The 14,975-nt window shown below is 63.8% G+C and carries 15 protein-coding genes and 1 tRNA gene; 10 read left to right on the forward strand and 6 right to left on the reverse strand.

The window, feature by feature from the left end:
- Window positions 1-470: 470 nt before the first annotated feature.
- Entirely contained in the window at window positions 471-884 is a 414-nt protein-coding gene (locus tag ACS5Q0_RS20205) for a DUF1236 domain-containing protein (RefSeq protein ID WP_473128443.1), read from the reverse strand.
- Between the two features lie 69 nt (window positions 885-953).
- Between ACS5Q0_RS20205 and ACS5Q0_RS20210 the strand changes: the two genes are divergently transcribed.
- The 7 genes from ACS5Q0_RS20210 (at window position 954) to ACS5Q0_RS20240 (ending at window position 7,665) form a co-directional block, all read left to right on the forward strand.
- Window positions 954-1,703 carry an SDR family oxidoreductase gene (locus ACS5Q0_RS20210; protein ID WP_473128444.1) on the forward strand — a complete coding sequence of 250 codons (750 nt, stop codon included), beginning with the start codon at window positions 954-956 and terminating at the stop codon, window positions 1,701-1,703.
- Between the two features lie 362 nt (window positions 1,704-2,065).
- Window positions 2,066-4,969: a penicillin-binding protein 1A gene (locus ACS5Q0_RS20215; protein WP_473128445.1), complete on the forward strand. Its 2,904-nt coding sequence runs from the start codon at window positions 2,066-2,068 to the stop codon at window positions 4,967-4,969.
- Entirely contained in the window at window positions 4,969-6,009 is a 1,041-nt protein-coding gene (locus tag ACS5Q0_RS20220) for a hypothetical protein (protein WP_473128446.1), read from the forward strand. Before ACS5Q0_RS20215 ends, ACS5Q0_RS20220 begins: the two co-directional genes overlap by 1 nt.
- A gap of 251 nt (window positions 6,010-6,260) precedes the next feature.
- Window positions 6,261-6,656, forward strand: coding sequence for a VOC family protein (locus tag ACS5Q0_RS20225; RefSeq protein WP_473128447.1), 396 nt, complete (start codon window positions 6,261-6,263; stop codon window positions 6,654-6,656).
- Window positions 6,657-6,681: 25 nt separating this feature from the next.
- Entirely contained in the window at window positions 6,682-7,185 is a 504-nt protein-coding gene (locus tag ACS5Q0_RS20230) for a peptide deformylase (protein WP_473128448.1), read from the forward strand.
- Window positions 7,186-7,221: 36 nt separating this feature from the next.
- Window positions 7,222-7,446, forward strand: coding sequence for a hypothetical protein (locus tag ACS5Q0_RS20235; RefSeq protein ID WP_473128449.1), 225 nt, complete (start codon window positions 7,222-7,224; stop codon window positions 7,444-7,446).
- 142 nt (window positions 7,447-7,588) lie between these two features.
- A tRNA-Asp gene (locus ACS5Q0_RS20240) sits at window positions 7,589-7,665 on the forward strand.
- A gap of 171 nt (window positions 7,666-7,836) precedes the next feature.
- Here the strand turns inward: ACS5Q0_RS20240 and ACS5Q0_RS20245 are convergent.
- Window positions 7,837-9,804, reverse strand: coding sequence for a PhoX family protein (locus ACS5Q0_RS20245; RefSeq protein ID WP_473128450.1), 1,968 nt, complete (start codon window positions 9,802-9,804; stop codon window positions 7,837-7,839).
- 122 nt (window positions 9,805-9,926) lie between these two features.
- Here ACS5Q0_RS20245 and ACS5Q0_RS20250 point away from each other — a divergent pair, with 122 nt between their 5' ends.
- Complete coding sequence (locus ACS5Q0_RS20250) at window positions 9,927-10,184, forward strand: hypothetical protein (RefSeq protein WP_473128451.1); 258 nt, start codon at window positions 9,927-9,929, stop codon at window positions 10,182-10,184.
- 124 nt (window positions 10,185-10,308) lie between these two features.
- Window positions 10,309-10,737 (forward strand): RNA polymerase sigma factor region1.1 domain-containing protein, encoded by a 429-nt coding sequence (locus tag ACS5Q0_RS20255; protein WP_473128452.1) that lies wholly within the window; start codon window positions 10,309-10,311, stop codon window positions 10,735-10,737.
- A 15-nt stretch (window positions 10,738-10,752) separates the two neighbouring features.
- Here the strand turns inward: ACS5Q0_RS20255 and mepK are convergent, their stop codons facing one another.
- A complete protein-coding gene (mepK, locus tag ACS5Q0_RS20260) occupies window positions 10,753-11,985 on the reverse strand; it encodes a peptidoglycan L,D-endopeptidase MepK (protein WP_473128453.1) in 1,233 nt (410 codons plus the stop codon).
- Between the two features lie 80 nt (window positions 11,986-12,065).
- Entirely contained in the window at window positions 12,066-12,767 is a 702-nt protein-coding gene (locus ACS5Q0_RS20265) for a L,D-transpeptidase (RefSeq protein WP_473128454.1), read from the reverse strand.
- A gap of 141 nt (window positions 12,768-12,908) precedes the next feature.
- On the opposite strand from ACS5Q0_RS20265, the gene ACS5Q0_RS20270 reads away from it, so the two are divergent.
- Window positions 12,909-13,370, forward strand: a complete 462-nt coding sequence (locus ACS5Q0_RS20270; RefSeq protein ID WP_473128455.1) for a DUF2726 domain-containing protein — start codon at window positions 12,909-12,911, stop codon at window positions 13,368-13,370.
- 5 nt (window positions 13,371-13,375) lie between these two features.
- Here the strand turns inward: ACS5Q0_RS20270 and ACS5Q0_RS20275 are convergent, their stop codons facing one another.
- Together ACS5Q0_RS20275 and ACS5Q0_RS20280 are read right to left on the reverse strand one after the other, a co-directional pair.
- Window positions 13,376-14,386, reverse strand: a complete 1,011-nt coding sequence (locus tag ACS5Q0_RS20275) for a ribonuclease Z (RefSeq protein WP_473128456.1) — start codon at window positions 14,384-14,386, stop codon at window positions 13,376-13,378.
- Between the two features lie 42 nt (window positions 14,387-14,428).
- Window positions 14,429-14,908: a DUF411 domain-containing protein gene (locus tag ACS5Q0_RS20280; RefSeq protein WP_473128457.1), complete on the reverse strand. Its 480-nt coding sequence runs from the start codon at window positions 14,906-14,908 to the stop codon at window positions 14,429-14,431.
- Between the last annotated feature and the right edge of the window lie 67 nt (window positions 14,909-14,975).

The following is a 14,975-nucleotide window of genomic DNA, read 5'->3' on the forward strand; positions in this document are numbered from 1 at the left end:
CCAGGCTGAACCTGCCGAACGGGCCAAACCCGCCGGCGAAGACTGAAGGATATGCTCCAGAGGAGCCCCAAAACACCGCAGGTCGCCCCGCCAATGCCAAAAGGCTCTTGGATCGCCGAACACGAAAGCTTCGTCGCCGGCTCCGGCGCGAGCTTTCCTGCTCCTGCAGCGCTGCCTGAGCCGATTGCTGCGTTATCCGGAATGAAAGAAGCGCGACGCCGCGGGGGCTTCGCGCTGGGTTGCGCCGATATAAGCGATTCGGTTTTTTATGCAAGAGGAGAATCAAGTGCCCGGGCTGCCCGAGGACGCGCTTCCTCGCGAGCATCATATAAAGGGGTCTTGGAGCCAGGAGAGGGCAGGGCAGCGGTCTTGCGCCCTGGTCGTGTCCGACGGGCTCCTCTGGCGGAGCGATCGTCCGCGCAGGAAAAGGCGGCTCCCACGAGCCGCCTCATCCGGAAGGCATGCGGGGGTTATTCGATCACCTGGACGATGGTGCGGGTCTGGGGATCGACGAGGACGGTGCGGTCGTTCACGATGGTATAGCTGTAGGGATTCGCCAATCCGACGCTCTGCGGAACGGAATAGAGGCGCACGCGAGGCGGGAGCGGCTGGCCGACCGTCACGTCTTCGGCAACGCGGATGGACGGACGGCGCTGGGCGACCACGTAGCTGCGGACGCGGGTGGATTCCTCAGGGGACAGGGCTGCGCCGACGGCCGCACCGGCGACGCCGCCGACGGCAGCGCCGACCGGACCGCCAACGATGGCGCCCGTCACGGCGCCGCCCGCGGCGCCCGAAGCAGTCCCGCTCTGGCAGGCGGCGAGAGCGAGGGGAAGGGTGATCACGGCCAGAGTGGCGGCCGAGCTTAGGACACGATTGCGCATGACGGACTCCTTTCCGATTGGCAGAATGCGAACGCGAAAAAGCTTGGCCGGTTCCACAAGGAGGAAAACATGAGCAAGAATTCCAGGGTCGCGATCGTCACCGGTGCGGGAACGGGCGTCGGCAGGGCGATCTCCGCCGCTCTTCTGAGCGAGGGTTACAATGTAGTCATGGCGGGACGCCGGCAGGAGGTGCTCGAGAAGGCGGCGCAGGAGATCGGTGGGACGCCCCTTCTCGTCGCCGCCGACGTCTCGGATGCTGCTTCGGTCAAGGCCTTGTTCTCCAGAGTGAAAGAGACCTTCGGCAGACTCGATCTGCTCGTGAACAACGCCGGCGTCGGCGCGCCGGCGGTTCCTCTGGAGGATTTGACGCTGGAGCAATGGCAGAGCGTCGTCGACACCAACGTGACCGGCGCCTTCCTCTGCACGCAGGAAGCCTTCAGGATCATGAAGGCGCAGGACCCGAGAGGCGGACGCATCATCAACAACGGCTCGGTCTCGGCTTACGCGCCGCGTCCCTTGTCCGCACCGTACACGGCGACGAAGCACGCCATCCTGGGCCTGACCAAATCCACGTCGCTCGATGGCCGGGCCTATGACATCGCCTGCGGGCAGATCGATATCGGCAATGCGGCGACGGACATGACCGCGAGAATGTCGGTGGGCGTTCTGCAGCCAAACGGAACCGTCATGTCGGAGCCGACCATCGATCCTGTTCACGTGGCGGAGGCAGTCGTCTACATGGCAGGCCTGCCTTTGGAGGCGAACGTGCTCACCATGACGGTCATGGCGACGAAGATGCCCTTCGTCGGCCGGGGGTAATGCATCGTTCGTTGCGGATCATCGGATGGGTCCTAAAAGTGGTTTCCACTTTCCACATCCGATGCGCGAGAGCTGTTTCCATTTGCGTGGAATCAGCTCTTTCCTTTGCTGTTCCGCATTTTTGACGGCGAACCGGATCCACTTCGCCGAAAAATGCTCTAGGGCGGAAATTCCGATCGGCCAGGCTGTGAAGCCTGGCCTTCCCGCTCCATATGGACCCTCATGCCGGTCCTAAAACAGCCGTACTATCCAGCTTTCATTCAGCCTTCTTCCGACAGGGTGAGAGGGTCGGCCGCTTGCCGGTCGGTTTCATCGCGAACCGGGCATTCGAATGAGCAGGATCGTTCCATGATGGCGGCGGCATGAGCGCAATCCTCGTCAAGATCTTCGCGACGGCTCTCACCCTGAGCCAGGTTCTGGTGACTCCGGACGCGGTGAAGACTTCCTTCGATCCGGTGCGGGATCGCGAGGAGGTGGCCGGGATTCTCAAGCAGGGCTGCGCGCATATGCGGCGCGCCTTCGACATCGAGGACATCAATCTCGACGATCTGATCACCACCGCCATGGACGATCCGCAGGCGGTCGCCGGCGATCTCAAGATTCTTCAGGGCCTGAGCTTCAACGATCTGCACGCCAGCTACCGGCTGTTCTGCAAGAACGAGACGGTGGAGCCTTCGCCCGTCGATCTCGGCGAAGTGATTACTTATTACAACAATGCCGTGGCCGATCTTCCCGATGCGGGGCAGCTGAAGGGGCTCAGGCTGCCCGGCGTCAGCGTGCTTCTGGACGGCAGCGGCAAGCGCTTCGCTGAAATGTACGAGCCCGATCATCGGCGCATCTGGGTGTCGCTCGCGGATATTCCGAAATCGGTGCAGCAGGCTTTCGTCTCGGCGGAGGACAAGCGGTTCTACCAGCATTCGGGAGTCGACGAGCGCGGGGTGATCCGCGCCTTCATGAACAATCTCGCCGATCCGGGCCGGCCGGCCGGCGGCTCTACCATCACGCAGCAGGTGGCCAAGAACCTGCTCGTCGGCGACGACGTGACCTATGAGCGCAAGATGCGTGAAATGATCGTCGCCGCCCGCGCCGAGAAACTGCTCAGCAAGGCGGAGATTCTCGAGATCTATCTCAACTCCATCTATCTGGGGCGCAGTTCCTGGGGAATTGAAATGGCGGCCCAAAGCTATTTCGGAAAGAGCGCGAAAGCGCTCTCCGTCGCCGAGGGCGCACTTCTCGCGGGGCTCGCGAAGGGACCCAATTATTACAACCCCGACACGCAGCCCGATCGGGCGCGAGACCGCATGGCCTATGTGCTGAGCCGCATGCAGGAGGACGGCTTCCTCAACGCCGAGCAGGTGCGGCAGGCCGTCGCTGCCCTGCCGCCGCGCATTCCTTTCGAGCGCCCGCGCCGGGACAGCGGCTTCTACTTCGTCGATCATCTCAAGCGCGATGCACGCAGCCTTGCAGGGATCGAAAGCCTGACGGCAGACTCGTATACGGTGCGTACGACGATCGACTCGGACCTGCAGCAGGCGACCGAGTCGGCCCTGCAGGAGGGGCTGGCGCGTTACGAAATGAGCATCGGCCGACAGCGATTCCAGGCGGCGGAGGCCAATCTCGCCGACGCGGTCAAGGCGCTCGACGGCGCCAAGGACGACAACGGGACGCCGTCCTGGCGCAGGGCGCTCGAAAGCGCGCGGCTGCCTCTCTATGACGTCCACTGGCCCGCCGCCGTGGTGATCGAGAAGGGCGGGGGGGCTAAGAAGGGCGCAGGCATCCTGCGCGTGGGCCTGTCCGACGGGCGCGTGCTGCCGCTCAATGCCTGGGACGCCGCGCGCCGCGACCTGAGACTCTATGACGTGGTGCGCGTGCGCGTCGTCGAGCAGAAAGGCAAGGGCGCCATCCGCGCCGATCTGCGCGTGCCGCCGTCCGTGCAGGGCGGGGCGGTTGTTCTGGAGAACAGGACGGGCCGCATCCTCGCGATGGCCGGCGGCTTCTCCTATCCGCTGAGCCAGCTCAACCGCGTGACGCAGGCCCAGCGCCAGCCCGGCTCCGCATTCAAGCCGCTGGTCTATCTGGCCGCTCTTTCGAAGGGACTCCAGCCCAACACCCTGGTGTGGGACGCGCCCGTGACCCTTCCGCCCGTGAATGGAAGCCTCAATGCCCGAGGGCAGGACTATTGGTCGCCCAAGAATTACGACGGAGGCGGAGGCGGCATCGTGACGCTGCGGCGCGCGTTCGAGAACTCGAAGAACCTGGTGACCGCCCGCCTGCTCGACGGCGGCATCGAGTCCGATCCCGCGCGCAGCCTGAAGGACGTGTGCGATCTCGCCTTGGAGGCGCAACTCTATCTCGAATGCACGCCACATTATCCTTTCGTGCTCGGCGCGCAGCCGGTGCGGATCATCGATCTGGCCGCGTTCTATGCCGCCATCGCCAACGAGGGAGCCATGCCGGTGCCCCATGCCTTCGAGAGCATCGACGAGCAGGGACGTCGCATCTACAGCCGCAAGGCGCCGTCCCTCGTCCGGATCGGCTCGGCCGATGCCGCCACCTTCTATCAGTTGAAATCCATGCTGCAGGGCGTCGTGGAACGGGGCACCGCACGCAACCTGAGGGCTCTTGCGCCTTATGTCGGTGGCAAAACCGGCACGTCGAACGACGAGAACGATGCATGGTTCGTCGGGTTCTCGAACGAGATCACGGTCGCGGTCTGGGTGGGGCACGACAACGCGGACGGCAAGCGCCGGACGCTCGGACGCGGGCAGACCGGCGCGAAGGTGGCGGCCCCGATCTTCAAGGACATCATGGAGGCGGCCTGGCGGTCGCATGTGCCCAAAACACCGCTGAGCCCGCCGTCGCCCCAGGCCGCCAAGCAGCTTGTCGCCCTGCCGATCGACCTCAATTCCGGCGACCGCGTCACGGACGGACAGCGTGGAGCCTTCATGGAATATTTCAGGCTCAACTGGTTCGGACGCCTGAGCGAGACGCAATACCGCCTTGTGCCTCAGGACCAGGTCTATGCCTTCCGCAATCCCGATCCCAACCCCTACCCTTGGAGCGATGGGGACGAGTTCGGCGCATCCAGTCCCTATGAGGAGGCGCCGTATATGCCCGGGCAGAGCTGGCTGGATTCCTTCCGTCAGAACGCCCCCGCACAGCGCCGTCCGGAACCGGGCGCGCGGGGGTGGTGGGAGGACGAGCCTCGTTCGAGACCGCACCGGGTCGATCCCGATTATCCCTGGGGCTACCAACGGGTTTATTGATGAAAGCACGTCTTTTCCGCTGCCGGCGCCTGATCGCCCTGGCCGCTCTATCCCTGTCCATCTCGCAGGCCGCGGCCGAGGAGTTTCGGGTAGAGGAGGTGCCGTCGGTCACGGCGGTGTCCCCCGCGCGGATGAAGCCGAGGACGATCCTGTTCAGCGATCGTCCGGACGACAGGATCGCGGACGGCGAGACCGGCCTCATGAAGTTCGAGGATTGGGCGCGGGAGCAGCCGCTGCAGAAGCGCTTCCTGAGCCCTTTTCCCGGTTATACGGAGCCGCGCATCAAGGTTTCGGTACACGGCATCGAGAAGCCTTACGTCGAAAAGCTCCACATGTACGTGGTGGCAACGCGGTTTCTCATCTCGAAGCCCGCGGATGCGATCGATCTCAACCGGTTCGTCACGCTCGACGTCGTGGAGCGGCTCGACCCCTCGATCCGCCACCACCGCATCACGGCCGATCAGGCGCGCCCCAACATCGATCCGAAGAGCGCCCATAACCGTAATCCGGACCGGCGCTGGTGCGAGGCCCCGCAGAGCCTCTGTATCGAATCCCGCTATCCCCTCGAAGGGCGCCTTCCGGTGGGCATCCGGCTTGTCAACAAGCTGGAGGAGGGCGGCAAGAAAATTTCCGAGTTCATGGAGTTCCAGAGCGAGATCAGAGTTCTGCCCCAGTCCGAGATCGACCAGGCGGGTCTCGCGAAGCTCACCAATGTGGATGGGCCCGTGGCGGGCGTGCTCGAACAGACCTTGTTCGACGTGAATCAGGTCATGCAGTTCGGCAAGCTGCTCGCCGTCCTCCAACCCGATCCGGCGGACCGGACGAAAACGCTCGCGACCGTGTTCATGGCGCTGGGCATTGAAACGGACGTTCTGCAGCAGAAGAAGGAGTTCGCGAGCGTGCCCGTCTTGCGCAACCTCATCCCCGTGCAGGTGCTCATGGGAAAGAGCTCATTCAACACCGGCAATTCCATTAGCGCGGGCCTGCCCAGCTATGTCCGCAACCGCATCCGCTCGATCGCCGAGATGCTGGACAAGTGACCCGCCCATGAAAAAGCCCCGTTCCAAAGCGGGCTGAACGGGGCTCCAAGTTGGCGGAGGCGATAAGGGGTTGCGGGTGTGATGCCTCCGTGCCAAGTCAAGAATTAGGACCGAAATATGGTTCCGGCCTGTGCTGCCCTCCGGACAGCTTGGCAGGTTCACGTTTTCTCGATTATGGGCTGTAGCTGGACCAAGCCCGTTCCCGAAGCGTCCTGCGCTTTTCAAGGCTTCGATTTAGGCGAGAGTTTCCCATGGCAAAAGCCATTCATTCCATGATCCGCGTTCTGGACGAACAGCGCTCGCTCGACTTCTACGGCAAGGCATTCGGCCTCGGCGTCGCGGAGCGGCTCGGATTCGACGGCTTCACCCTGGTGTATCTGCACAATCCGGAAAGCGAGTTCGAGGTCGAGCTGACCATCAACCACGACCGCACCGAACCCTATGCCCTGGGTGACGGCTACGGCCACCTCGCCGTCTCCGTGGACGACCTGGAGGCAGAGCATGCCCGCCTGGCGCAGATCGGCCTAAATCCCCTGCCGATCAAGGAGTTCATGCATCAAGGCAAGCTCCTGGCGAAGTTCTTCTTCATTCAGGATCCCGACGGCTACAAGATCGAAGTGCTGCAGCGCGGCGGCCGGTACAAATAATCCGCTCGCGCGAAGGAGCCGGCCTGTGGCGATCCGTCCCATCCTGCGTTATCCCGATCCGCGCCTGCGCCTGAAGGCGGAGCCCGTCACTCGCTTCGACAGCGCGCTCAGCCACTTGGCGCAGGATCTGACCGAGACCATGCGCGCGGCTCCTGGCATCGGCATCACGGCTCCCCATATCGGAGTGCTCGAGCGGCTCGTGGTGATTCAGCTCGAGTCCGATCCTTCTCCTCGGAGCTTCGTCAATCCGCAGATCATCTGGGCCTCGCCGGAGATGATCCGGCATGTGGAGGGGAGCGTCGCCATGCCCGGCGTGACCGATGAGCTCGAACGGCATGCCCGCGTCAGGGTGCGCTATCGCGATCTCGACGGCGGAGAGCATGAGGAGGAGGCGGAGGGCCTGATGGCCGTCTGCCACCAGCACGAGATCGATCAGCTCGACGGCATCTTCTGGATCGATCGCCTGTCCAGGCTGAGACGGGATCGCCTGATCAAGAAATTCGACAAGCTCCAGCGCCGGGAGGCGTGATCATGGAGCATTCGTCCAAGAGGGAGTTCCACCTGCGTGGTTGAAATTTTTCGCATCGAGACCATCGCCTCCGAGGAGGCGGGCGGTGGAGTGGTCCGGCGGATCATGGTCCGCACCGATTCCGTGGAGAAGGCGAAGGAGCGCGCCGCCAAGGTGTTTTCGCTCGCCCGCAGGCCTCAATCCCGCGACCCCGAGATCGAGGCGGTGCGCGTGCTGGATGGAGCCGGCTACGAAGTGTTCTCCATCAGCACGCGGGATTGATCGACGGGACCGTCCTCTCAAAAGCGGTCCGGGCTGTGGATGATGAAAACAACATTTGACAGCTCGGCCAATCACCCGTATCAGCGCGGCCTCCACCGCAGAAATGTCGGGCCCCGGTTCGAAGCGATGGATAGAAAAATGCGCGGGCGTAGCTCAGTCGGTTAGAGTGCCGGCCTGTCACGCCGGAGGTCGCGGGTTCGAGCCCCGTCGCCCGCGCCACTTTCTCCCTTCAAAGATTTGCTCCCTTCAAGACATCCTCGTGATGCGGCTCTGAGCCGTTTCCACTCGCGTGGAATCGACGCCCCATCTTTGCTTTTCGTGTGTCCGCTCCCTGAACGAACAAAGGAGCCGCAGGGCTCCTCTGCCGGTTCTCGACGATGCCGGTGCGGATCAGGCGATCTTGCCGCCGCCTTTCTTGGTGATCACGAGAACGGAAGGGCGCGGCGGCACGCCGTCCTTGAAATCCGGCCAGCGGGTGATCGGATTTTCGAAGCTCGCCGCAACGCCGTCCTCGGGCTCGCCGGGATGCTGCACCGCCAGGAACAGCGACTCGTCGTTGGGCGTGAAGCACGGGCCGCACATTTCCGCGCCCACCGGAACGCGGAAGAAATGCTTGGACGTGCCGCGCAGCTCGCCCTCCGTTTCGAGCGCCCAGAGGCCGTCGGCGCGGCCCGTGGCCTTCGCGCTGTTGCCGTCGGTTGCAATCCAGAGGCGGCCCTGGCTGTCGATGGCGCAGTTGTCGGGCATGCCGAACCAGCCGTTCTTCGTGGTCTCGGAGGAGAAGGTCGCTCCCACGGAAGCCACGGAGGGATCTCCGCACTTGACCAGGACTTCCCATTTGAACGCGGTCGAGGCGTGGTCCTCACCCTCCGGCATCATCTCGACGATATGACCGAATGCGTTGTTCGCGCGCGGGTTCGCCGCATCCACCTGCTCTTCCTTGCGGCGGGTGTTGTTGGTGAGCATGACATAGACGCGGTTCGTCTGCGGGTTCGCCTCGATGTCCTCCGGGCGGTCCATCTTGGTGGCGCCGAGAAGGTCCGCCGCGCGGCGCGTCTCGATGAGCACGTCGGCCTGGCTCCTGAAGCCGTTCGCCTCGGTGAGCGGTCCCTGTCCGTGAACCACCGGCAGCCATGTCCCCGTGCCGTCCGCGTTGTATTTGGCGACGTAGAGGGTTCCCTCGTCGAGCAGGCCGAGATTGGCGGTTCGGTTCTGCGGATCAACCTTTCCGGCGGTGACGAACTTGTAGACGTAGTCGAAGCGCTCGTCGTCGCCGAGATAAATCACGTAACGGCCATCCTTGTTGGTGATGCCCGCTGCGCCTTCGTGCTTGGTGCGTCCCAGAGCCGTGCGCTTCTTCGGCACGAAGGCGGGGTCGAAGGGATCGATCTCGACCACCCATCCGAAACGGTTGGCTTCGTTGGGCTCCTTGGCGAGATCGAAGCGGTCGTAGAACTTGCCCCAGGCATAGGCGGGTGTGCCAATCCCGTAGCGTTTGCAATTCTTCGCCTCGGGATGGTCGTCTCCGGCCTTGCCCCAGAAGTAGCCGTTGAAGTTCTCCTCGCAGCTCAGCCAGGTACCCCAGGGGTTGACGCCGCCGGCGCAGTTGTTGATCATGCCGCGAACCTGACGACCGCTCGCATCGGCGCCGGTCCTCATGCGCTCGTGCCCGGCCGCCGGTCCCGTGATCTCCATGGGCGTGTCGGCGGTGATGCGGCGGTTGTACTTGGAGTCCTTGACCACCTGCCACTTGCCGTCGACCCGGCGGATTTCAACCACGGCGCCGCCATGGGCCGCGATCTCGATATCCACCAGCTCCTTGGTCATTTTCGCGAAGTTGACGTCCTTGGAATCCTGAACGCCGATTCCGGGGAACATGAGTTCCTCGTTGGTGTATTCGTGGTTCGCGACGAGAAGGCCGCGTTCGCTCGAACCGTCGAGCGGAATGAAGCCGATGAAGTCGCTGTTGTAGCCGAACTGGCGGGCCTGGCGTTCCGCCGTCTGATTCATGGGGTCGAACTCGGGGGCGTCGGCGAAGATCGGGTCGCCCCAGCGCAGCAGCACCTGGGCATCGTAGCCGTCGGCCACGTGATGGGTCTGATCGACGCCGGCTTCGATCTCCGCGAAATCGAAGGAGCCCGTCCCGGCCATCTTGTCCGGCTGCCCGTTCGCGGCCAGAGCCCGCGTTCCGACCGTAGCGGAAATGGCGGCCACGGCCAGGGAGCCCCGCAGGAAATCACGCCGGTTGAACCGGGCGGCGATGATCTCGCCCATCGTGAGGTTTCCCGTCGGATTGACGCCGATATCGCCGGAATCCTCCAGCTCGCTCGCGCGAAGGCGACCCTTGTGCTCGTCCATTTGGCTTCTCCGTCTCGTGTGACAGGATGGACTTAAGAGGCTTCTGTGTAAGCTGAGTGACAGGTCCGGATCCGGGACGATTGCCGGGGACAGAATGCGCCGGATCATGTATGGATCGTTTCATGACAGATGACACCTCCGCTCTCCGCATCCAGCTCGCCGATCAGTGGCAGAAGCTCGCCATCGAGCTGATCAAGAAGGGCCTGCCGGCCGACATCATCTTCGAATCTCTGCTCACCGTGGGCCTTGCCGGTCAGGTCGAGGTGCTCGGGAAGGATGTGGCGGCGGCCCGTCTCGCTGCGATCGCCGAGCAGCTCTCCGAGCAGGTCCGCCAGCAGAAGGCTGCGCTGGAGGAGGCCTCGGGCGCGACCAAGAACTGAAACGGCTGGGCCTGAGCGGCCGCTTTCAAAAAATCTTGCCGGACAATCTCCCGCGGCGTGCAACGCCTCGACAGATTGCGGCGTTAGCCTGTCAAGCCTTGTAGAACCTTGAGGTGATGTCCTCATGCAGCCGGCATTCGACAGCGATACTTTGGGCCGTTTGGTCTCCCTCGGGCGGGAGCGGGGACACCTGACGACGGAAGATCTTCGCGCCAGCCTCCCCATCGAGCGCATGAGCGCGGAAGAGATCGCGCAGGTCGTGGTTCATCTGGAGGAGACAGGCGTTCCGGTCGAACTCGAAGAGAGTTTGCTTTCAGCCGACCCGAAACCGGCGCCATTGCCGCGACCGAGCGCAGAGATCATTCCTTTCCCCGGTCCTCGAGCGAAGCGCAGGGCGCCGGAGGCGAGACCTCAGCAGACGGTGAAGGCTCCACCTCCCGAGCAGCCTCGGGCCCCGGCCGAGACGCTGCCCCCGGTCCACTGGATCATTGCGGGAATCGGGTTCCTCGCCTTTGCGGTCGCCTCGCTCGTCGTCTTCGCGGCGGCCATCTAGCTCATCGGGATCCTATCAGCCCGCGTTCGCCCATACGTTTCTGGGCGGCTCCTGCTGTTCAAGTCGCGGAAGAGGCTTGATCGCCGGGCCCGTGAAGCGCACCGTACTCAGCTCTTCGAGGGAGTCCGCCGAGAACCCGATATCGAGCCATGCGGTCTTTGGCTCGAAGAGGGAACGCACGGCAGCCTTCACGTTGTAGCCCAGGATCGGCTCGAAGGAGGCCTTGAGTTGGCCGCCCGGCTGCGCGGCGAGCGCGATCCGGGCCGGCGGCACCGGCGGCTCGACCGATGCGACGACCTGCGGCATGACCTGAGGCAGAAGGTCCTGCGGCCGCTGCGGCGGCAGGGGCGCGGGGGGCGCGACGCTCTCCGGCGCGGCGGAGGCAACCAATGTCGGCTGCTGCGGGGCGGGGGTCTGCGGCTGCGGTGGCGTCTTCCGTCCGAAGACATTCGCGAGAAGCGTGCCGATGGAGCCGCCGCCCGCTGAAGCCTGCTGGGCGAGGGTGGCGTTGCGGGCCGCGATCTCGACTCTGGCCTGCTCATAGCCGGGGAGCGGCTTCCCGTTGGAGGGAAGGTGCGCGGTCTTTCCATCCGGGAAGAGGCGCGCGAGCTGCTGCTGCGACATGCGCGGCCAAGCGCGGACATTACCCGTGTCCACATGCACGAAATCAGAGGAGGAGTAGTAGCCCACGCCGCCATATTGCATGCGCATGGCGATTTCCCGAAGCCGATCGGTGGGCACGTCAGGTAGGCGGATGTCCATGGCCTTGCCGAGCATGTGCTGGCTGTTTTCCGCCACGCCGCTGGACCGGCGCCGCAGGGCGGAGTTCGTCTCCGGCGAGCGATAGGACGAGATGATGTGAATGGGCTGTCGCGATCCGGACTCGCGATAGACCTCCCACAGGATGTCGAAGAGCCGCGGATCCATGCGCGCGGGCTTGTCGTTGCGCCAATCGCGAAGGAACCAGTTGAGCTGGTTCAGGGCCTGTTCGTCGTATTGCCCGTTCCTGCGGAAGGTAATGGTGACGCTGTCCTGACGATGCGTGTGGACGAAGCTCAGGGTGCGTGTCTCACCCTCCGCCTGCACCGTTGCGTTCGACGGGTACAGGGCAAGCAGACTAGCCGCCCCGACAAGAAGATAAGCAATCTTTAGGCTCGTTTTCCTGAAGTGCCCGCCAGTGTCTGCGAGCACATCTGCCGCGCAATGTTTGCCGAACGACCGTTCCGGTCGGGCCATGATGTCCCGCATTGTGGTTTTATCCCGCTACCCTTACGAGAGGTTTGGCGGTCAACCATGGCAAAAATAGGCTTAATACTTCGTTCGTGCTGCTAAGTAGCCCGTGCGGTATGCTGCCCCCGCCTGTTTCCGGATCCCAGAACGACCACCTTCGCGCCGAGAGGGGTGTGGTTGTAGAGGTCGATGGCATCCTGATTGATCATGCGGATGCAGCCGGACGAGACGTTGGTGCCGATGGTCCAGGGCTCGAAGGTGCCGTGAATGCGATAGAGCGTATCCTTGTTGCCCTGCCAGAGATACATGGCGCGGGCGCCGAGGGGGTTGCCGGGACCTCCGGGCATGCCGGGCCCGCCGGGCAGTTCGCCCATCTGCCGCATCAGCTCGGGCTGGCGTCCGAACATTTCCTTCGGGGGGTACCAGTCGGGCCATTCCTGCTTGTTCTTGATGACGGCCGTGCCGGACCAGCTGAAGCCGGAACGTCCCACGCCGACGCCGTACCGGACGGCCATGCCGTCCCGCAGGACGAGATAAAGGTAGCGGCTCTGAGGATCGATCACGATGGTGCCGGGCTGCTCGTCGGTTTCATAGGCGACGACCCGGCGCAGGTAATTGGGATTAATCCGCGATAGATCCACGCCCGGAACCGGATAGAGGTCGTCCTCGATGGGGGCGTAGATCGCCCGATAGACCGAGCGGGACCCCAGCTGCTGAGCGAGGCTCGGGCCGACCGGAAGGCTGGAGCAGACGGCTGCGGCGGGAAGGCCCAGAAAAAAGGCGCGACGATTGAGGTCCATCTTCACTCTCCCCAAGGCTTCAACCTGGCAATAAGAAGACGCGGGACCACACGGCTCGGTTTCATGAACCGAAAGCCTGTCGCGGACAGACATGGCTTCAGGGTTCACGATGGAAGGGCTTGCGATCGGGAGGGGGAAACGATGGTCGAGAATATGTCCTGGACATGGGTTGCGGGCATTGCCCTGCTCGTTCTGGCGTTCCTGGTCGCGCTCGTCTGGGTGCGCCGTGTGCGGTATCGCCGCACATCGGTCATGACCGCCAACGAGCGCGAATTCTATCAGCGCCTTCTCCAGGCGCTTCCCGATTGCGAGATCTGGCCGCAGGTGCCGCTTCTGGCTCTCGTGCGTCCCGATGCGCGGGAGGGCAGCCGCACCTTCTGGGTCGCGTTCAAGCAGATCTCCAACGCCCGCGTCGACTGGGTGATCGCCCGCGACATGGAGGTGATCGCCCTGATCGAGCTCGATGACCGTTCGCACGATGCAAAGCGCGACGCCAAGCGCGACCAGATCCTCAAATCCTGCGGCTACCGCGTCCTGCGGTTCCAGTCCAAGAAGCGTCCGGATCCGGACCAAATCCACGATGCGGTTTTCGCGGCGCGGTGATCCGATCACGCGCTCAGGGATCGAGTTTCGCCCGCCTGGAAACTCTCGACGAGCTCCTGCCGGAGCGCGTCGGGTTCGGCAATGTAGCGCGCCGAGTGATGAAAGGGCGTCACGTGCCGCACGTTGGCCTCACGGGAAAGGGCGCCCGCTTCCCATGCCGTAAGATGGCGCGAGGCTTCGGCGAGGTGCCGGTCGCATTCCAGAAACACGGCCTCGATGAAGAGCTGGTCCGCGTTCTTCGCCAGCTGAACGATCTTGGCGCGGTTCTCCGCATGGGGCGCGGCGTCGCTGACGTAGGCGACCACCTGACCCGGAGCCATGCGCAGGGCGCGATGCTTCAGATCGTCGAGCCTGAGGATCCTGCCGTCGGGCACGGGAATCGGATGGTCGTCCGGCATTCCACGGCGAACGGCTTGTTTCGCTTCGTTCAGCCAAGGACCGGGAGGCAACCCCATCTCCGACAGGACGCCGCGCCACACATTCACCTGCATCACTTCTCTCAAGGCGAAGGCGAGCGATGGAATGCCGTGATCGAGGGCAACGGCCTCGATCACGAAATCCGCCTCCGCCCATGCGAGCCCCTCCGGGAATTGCGGCGTCTGCACGTCCCTCCTCCTGAAGGCCTCACGAGCATGGAACTCGGCCGCCTTCAGGAGGCGGGAACCATCGTAATCCATGGCGCGGAGGCAGAAATCGACCGAGTTCTCATCCAGCAGGTTCCAGGTGAAGCTGCGGATCCGATGCTCGATCCGATCGGCGAATTCCGGAGGACCGATGAGGACGAGCGGCGAGGGGCGATGGAGGCACAGCCTGAACAGGCGGTCGAAGCCGGCGATGTGGTCGACATGGGTATGGGAGACGAAGACATGGCTCACCCGCAGCAATTCGCGCGAGGAGAGCGCGCTCACGTCTCCCAGATCAAACAGGATCGCCCGGCGTCCAAACCGGAAATCGAGAAATGCGCCTGGATCGCCGAAGGGATCGTTCACGAGACGGGGTTGAACAAGCCAAGACACGAACGGCCAACGACCCCGCCTTCTCCGTGTTCCCGACCTGCGTCAGGCCGGTTTGTCTCCCTTGTAGCGGGCGAAGGGCCGCTGGCCGGCCGGGCCGAATAGGATGACTTCGAAGATCTCGGGCTCCATGCCCGCGACTTCCATGCCGGGTGAGCCTACCGGCATCCCAGGAACGGCGAGGCCCTTTGCATCGGGTTTCTCCTGGAGAAGGCGCATGATCGCGTCCGCAGGCACATGACCTTCGATCACATAGCCGCCGATCTCCGCCGTGTGGCAGGAGGCGAGTTGCTGCGGCACGCCGAGGCGCGCCTTCACACGGTTCATCTCCGGCGTTTCCACGACCTCGACGGCAAATCCGGACGAGCGGACATGATCGACCCACGCGCCGCAGCAGCCGCAGTTGGGGTCCTTTGCCACGACCATTGCAGGAGAAGAGCCCGCCGAAGCGGCCTGCAACGCGACGGGTGATACGAGGAGAGCGGTCAGAAGTGCCCTTCGGCTGATCGTCAGGTCAGTGCGCATGATTGAACCTCCATGGAGCCACGTTGCTCGTGAAGTGGACCTTCCAACCATGGCAAGGTCAACTGCG

It is taken from the genome of Microvirga sp. HS2, assembly GCF_055792805.1.

Bases quoted from the DNA above. Each gene is read 5' to 3' on its own strand.
- ACS5Q0_RS20205 (WP_473128443.1), bottom strand. From the start codon at position 884: ATGCGCAATCGTGTCCTAAGCTCGGCCGCCACTCTGGCCGTGATCACC.
- ACS5Q0_RS20245 (WP_473128450.1), bottom strand. From the start codon at position 9,804: ATGGACGAGCACAAGGGTCGCCTTCGCGCGAGCGAGCTGGAGGATTCC.
- ACS5Q0_RS20220 (WP_473128446.1), top strand. From the start codon at position 4,969: ATGAAAGCACGTCTTTTCCGCTGCCGGCGCCTGATCGCCCTGGCCGCT.
- ACS5Q0_RS20280 (WP_473128457.1), bottom strand. From the start codon at position 14,908: ATGCGCACTGACCTGACGATCAGCCGAAGGGCACTTCTGACCGCTCTC.
- mepK (WP_473128453.1), bottom strand. From the start codon at position 11,985: ATGCGGGACATCATGGCCCGACCGGAACGGTCGTTCGGCAAACATTGC.
- ACS5Q0_RS20265 (WP_473128454.1), bottom strand. From the start codon at position 12,767: ATGGACCTCAATCGTCGCGCCTTTTTTCTGGGCCTTCCCGCCGCAGCC.
- ACS5Q0_RS20225 (WP_473128447.1), top strand. From the start codon at position 6,261: ATGGCAAAAGCCATTCATTCCATGATCCGCGTTCTGGACGAACAGCGC.
- ACS5Q0_RS20210 (WP_473128444.1), top strand. From the start codon at position 954: ATGAGCAAGAATTCCAGGGTCGCGATCGTCACCGGTGCGGGAACGGGC.
- ACS5Q0_RS20250 (WP_473128451.1), top strand. From the start codon at position 9,927: ATGACAGATGACACCTCCGCTCTCCGCATCCAGCTCGCCGATCAGTGG.
- ACS5Q0_RS20270 (WP_473128455.1), top strand. From the start codon at position 12,909: ATGGTCGAGAATATGTCCTGGACATGGGTTGCGGGCATTGCCCTGCTC.
- ACS5Q0_RS20215 (WP_473128445.1), top strand. From the start codon at position 2,066: ATGAGCGCAATCCTCGTCAAGATCTTCGCGACGGCTCTCACCCTGAGC.
- ACS5Q0_RS20255 (WP_473128452.1), top strand. From the start codon at position 10,309: ATGCAGCCGGCATTCGACAGCGATACTTTGGGCCGTTTGGTCTCCCTC.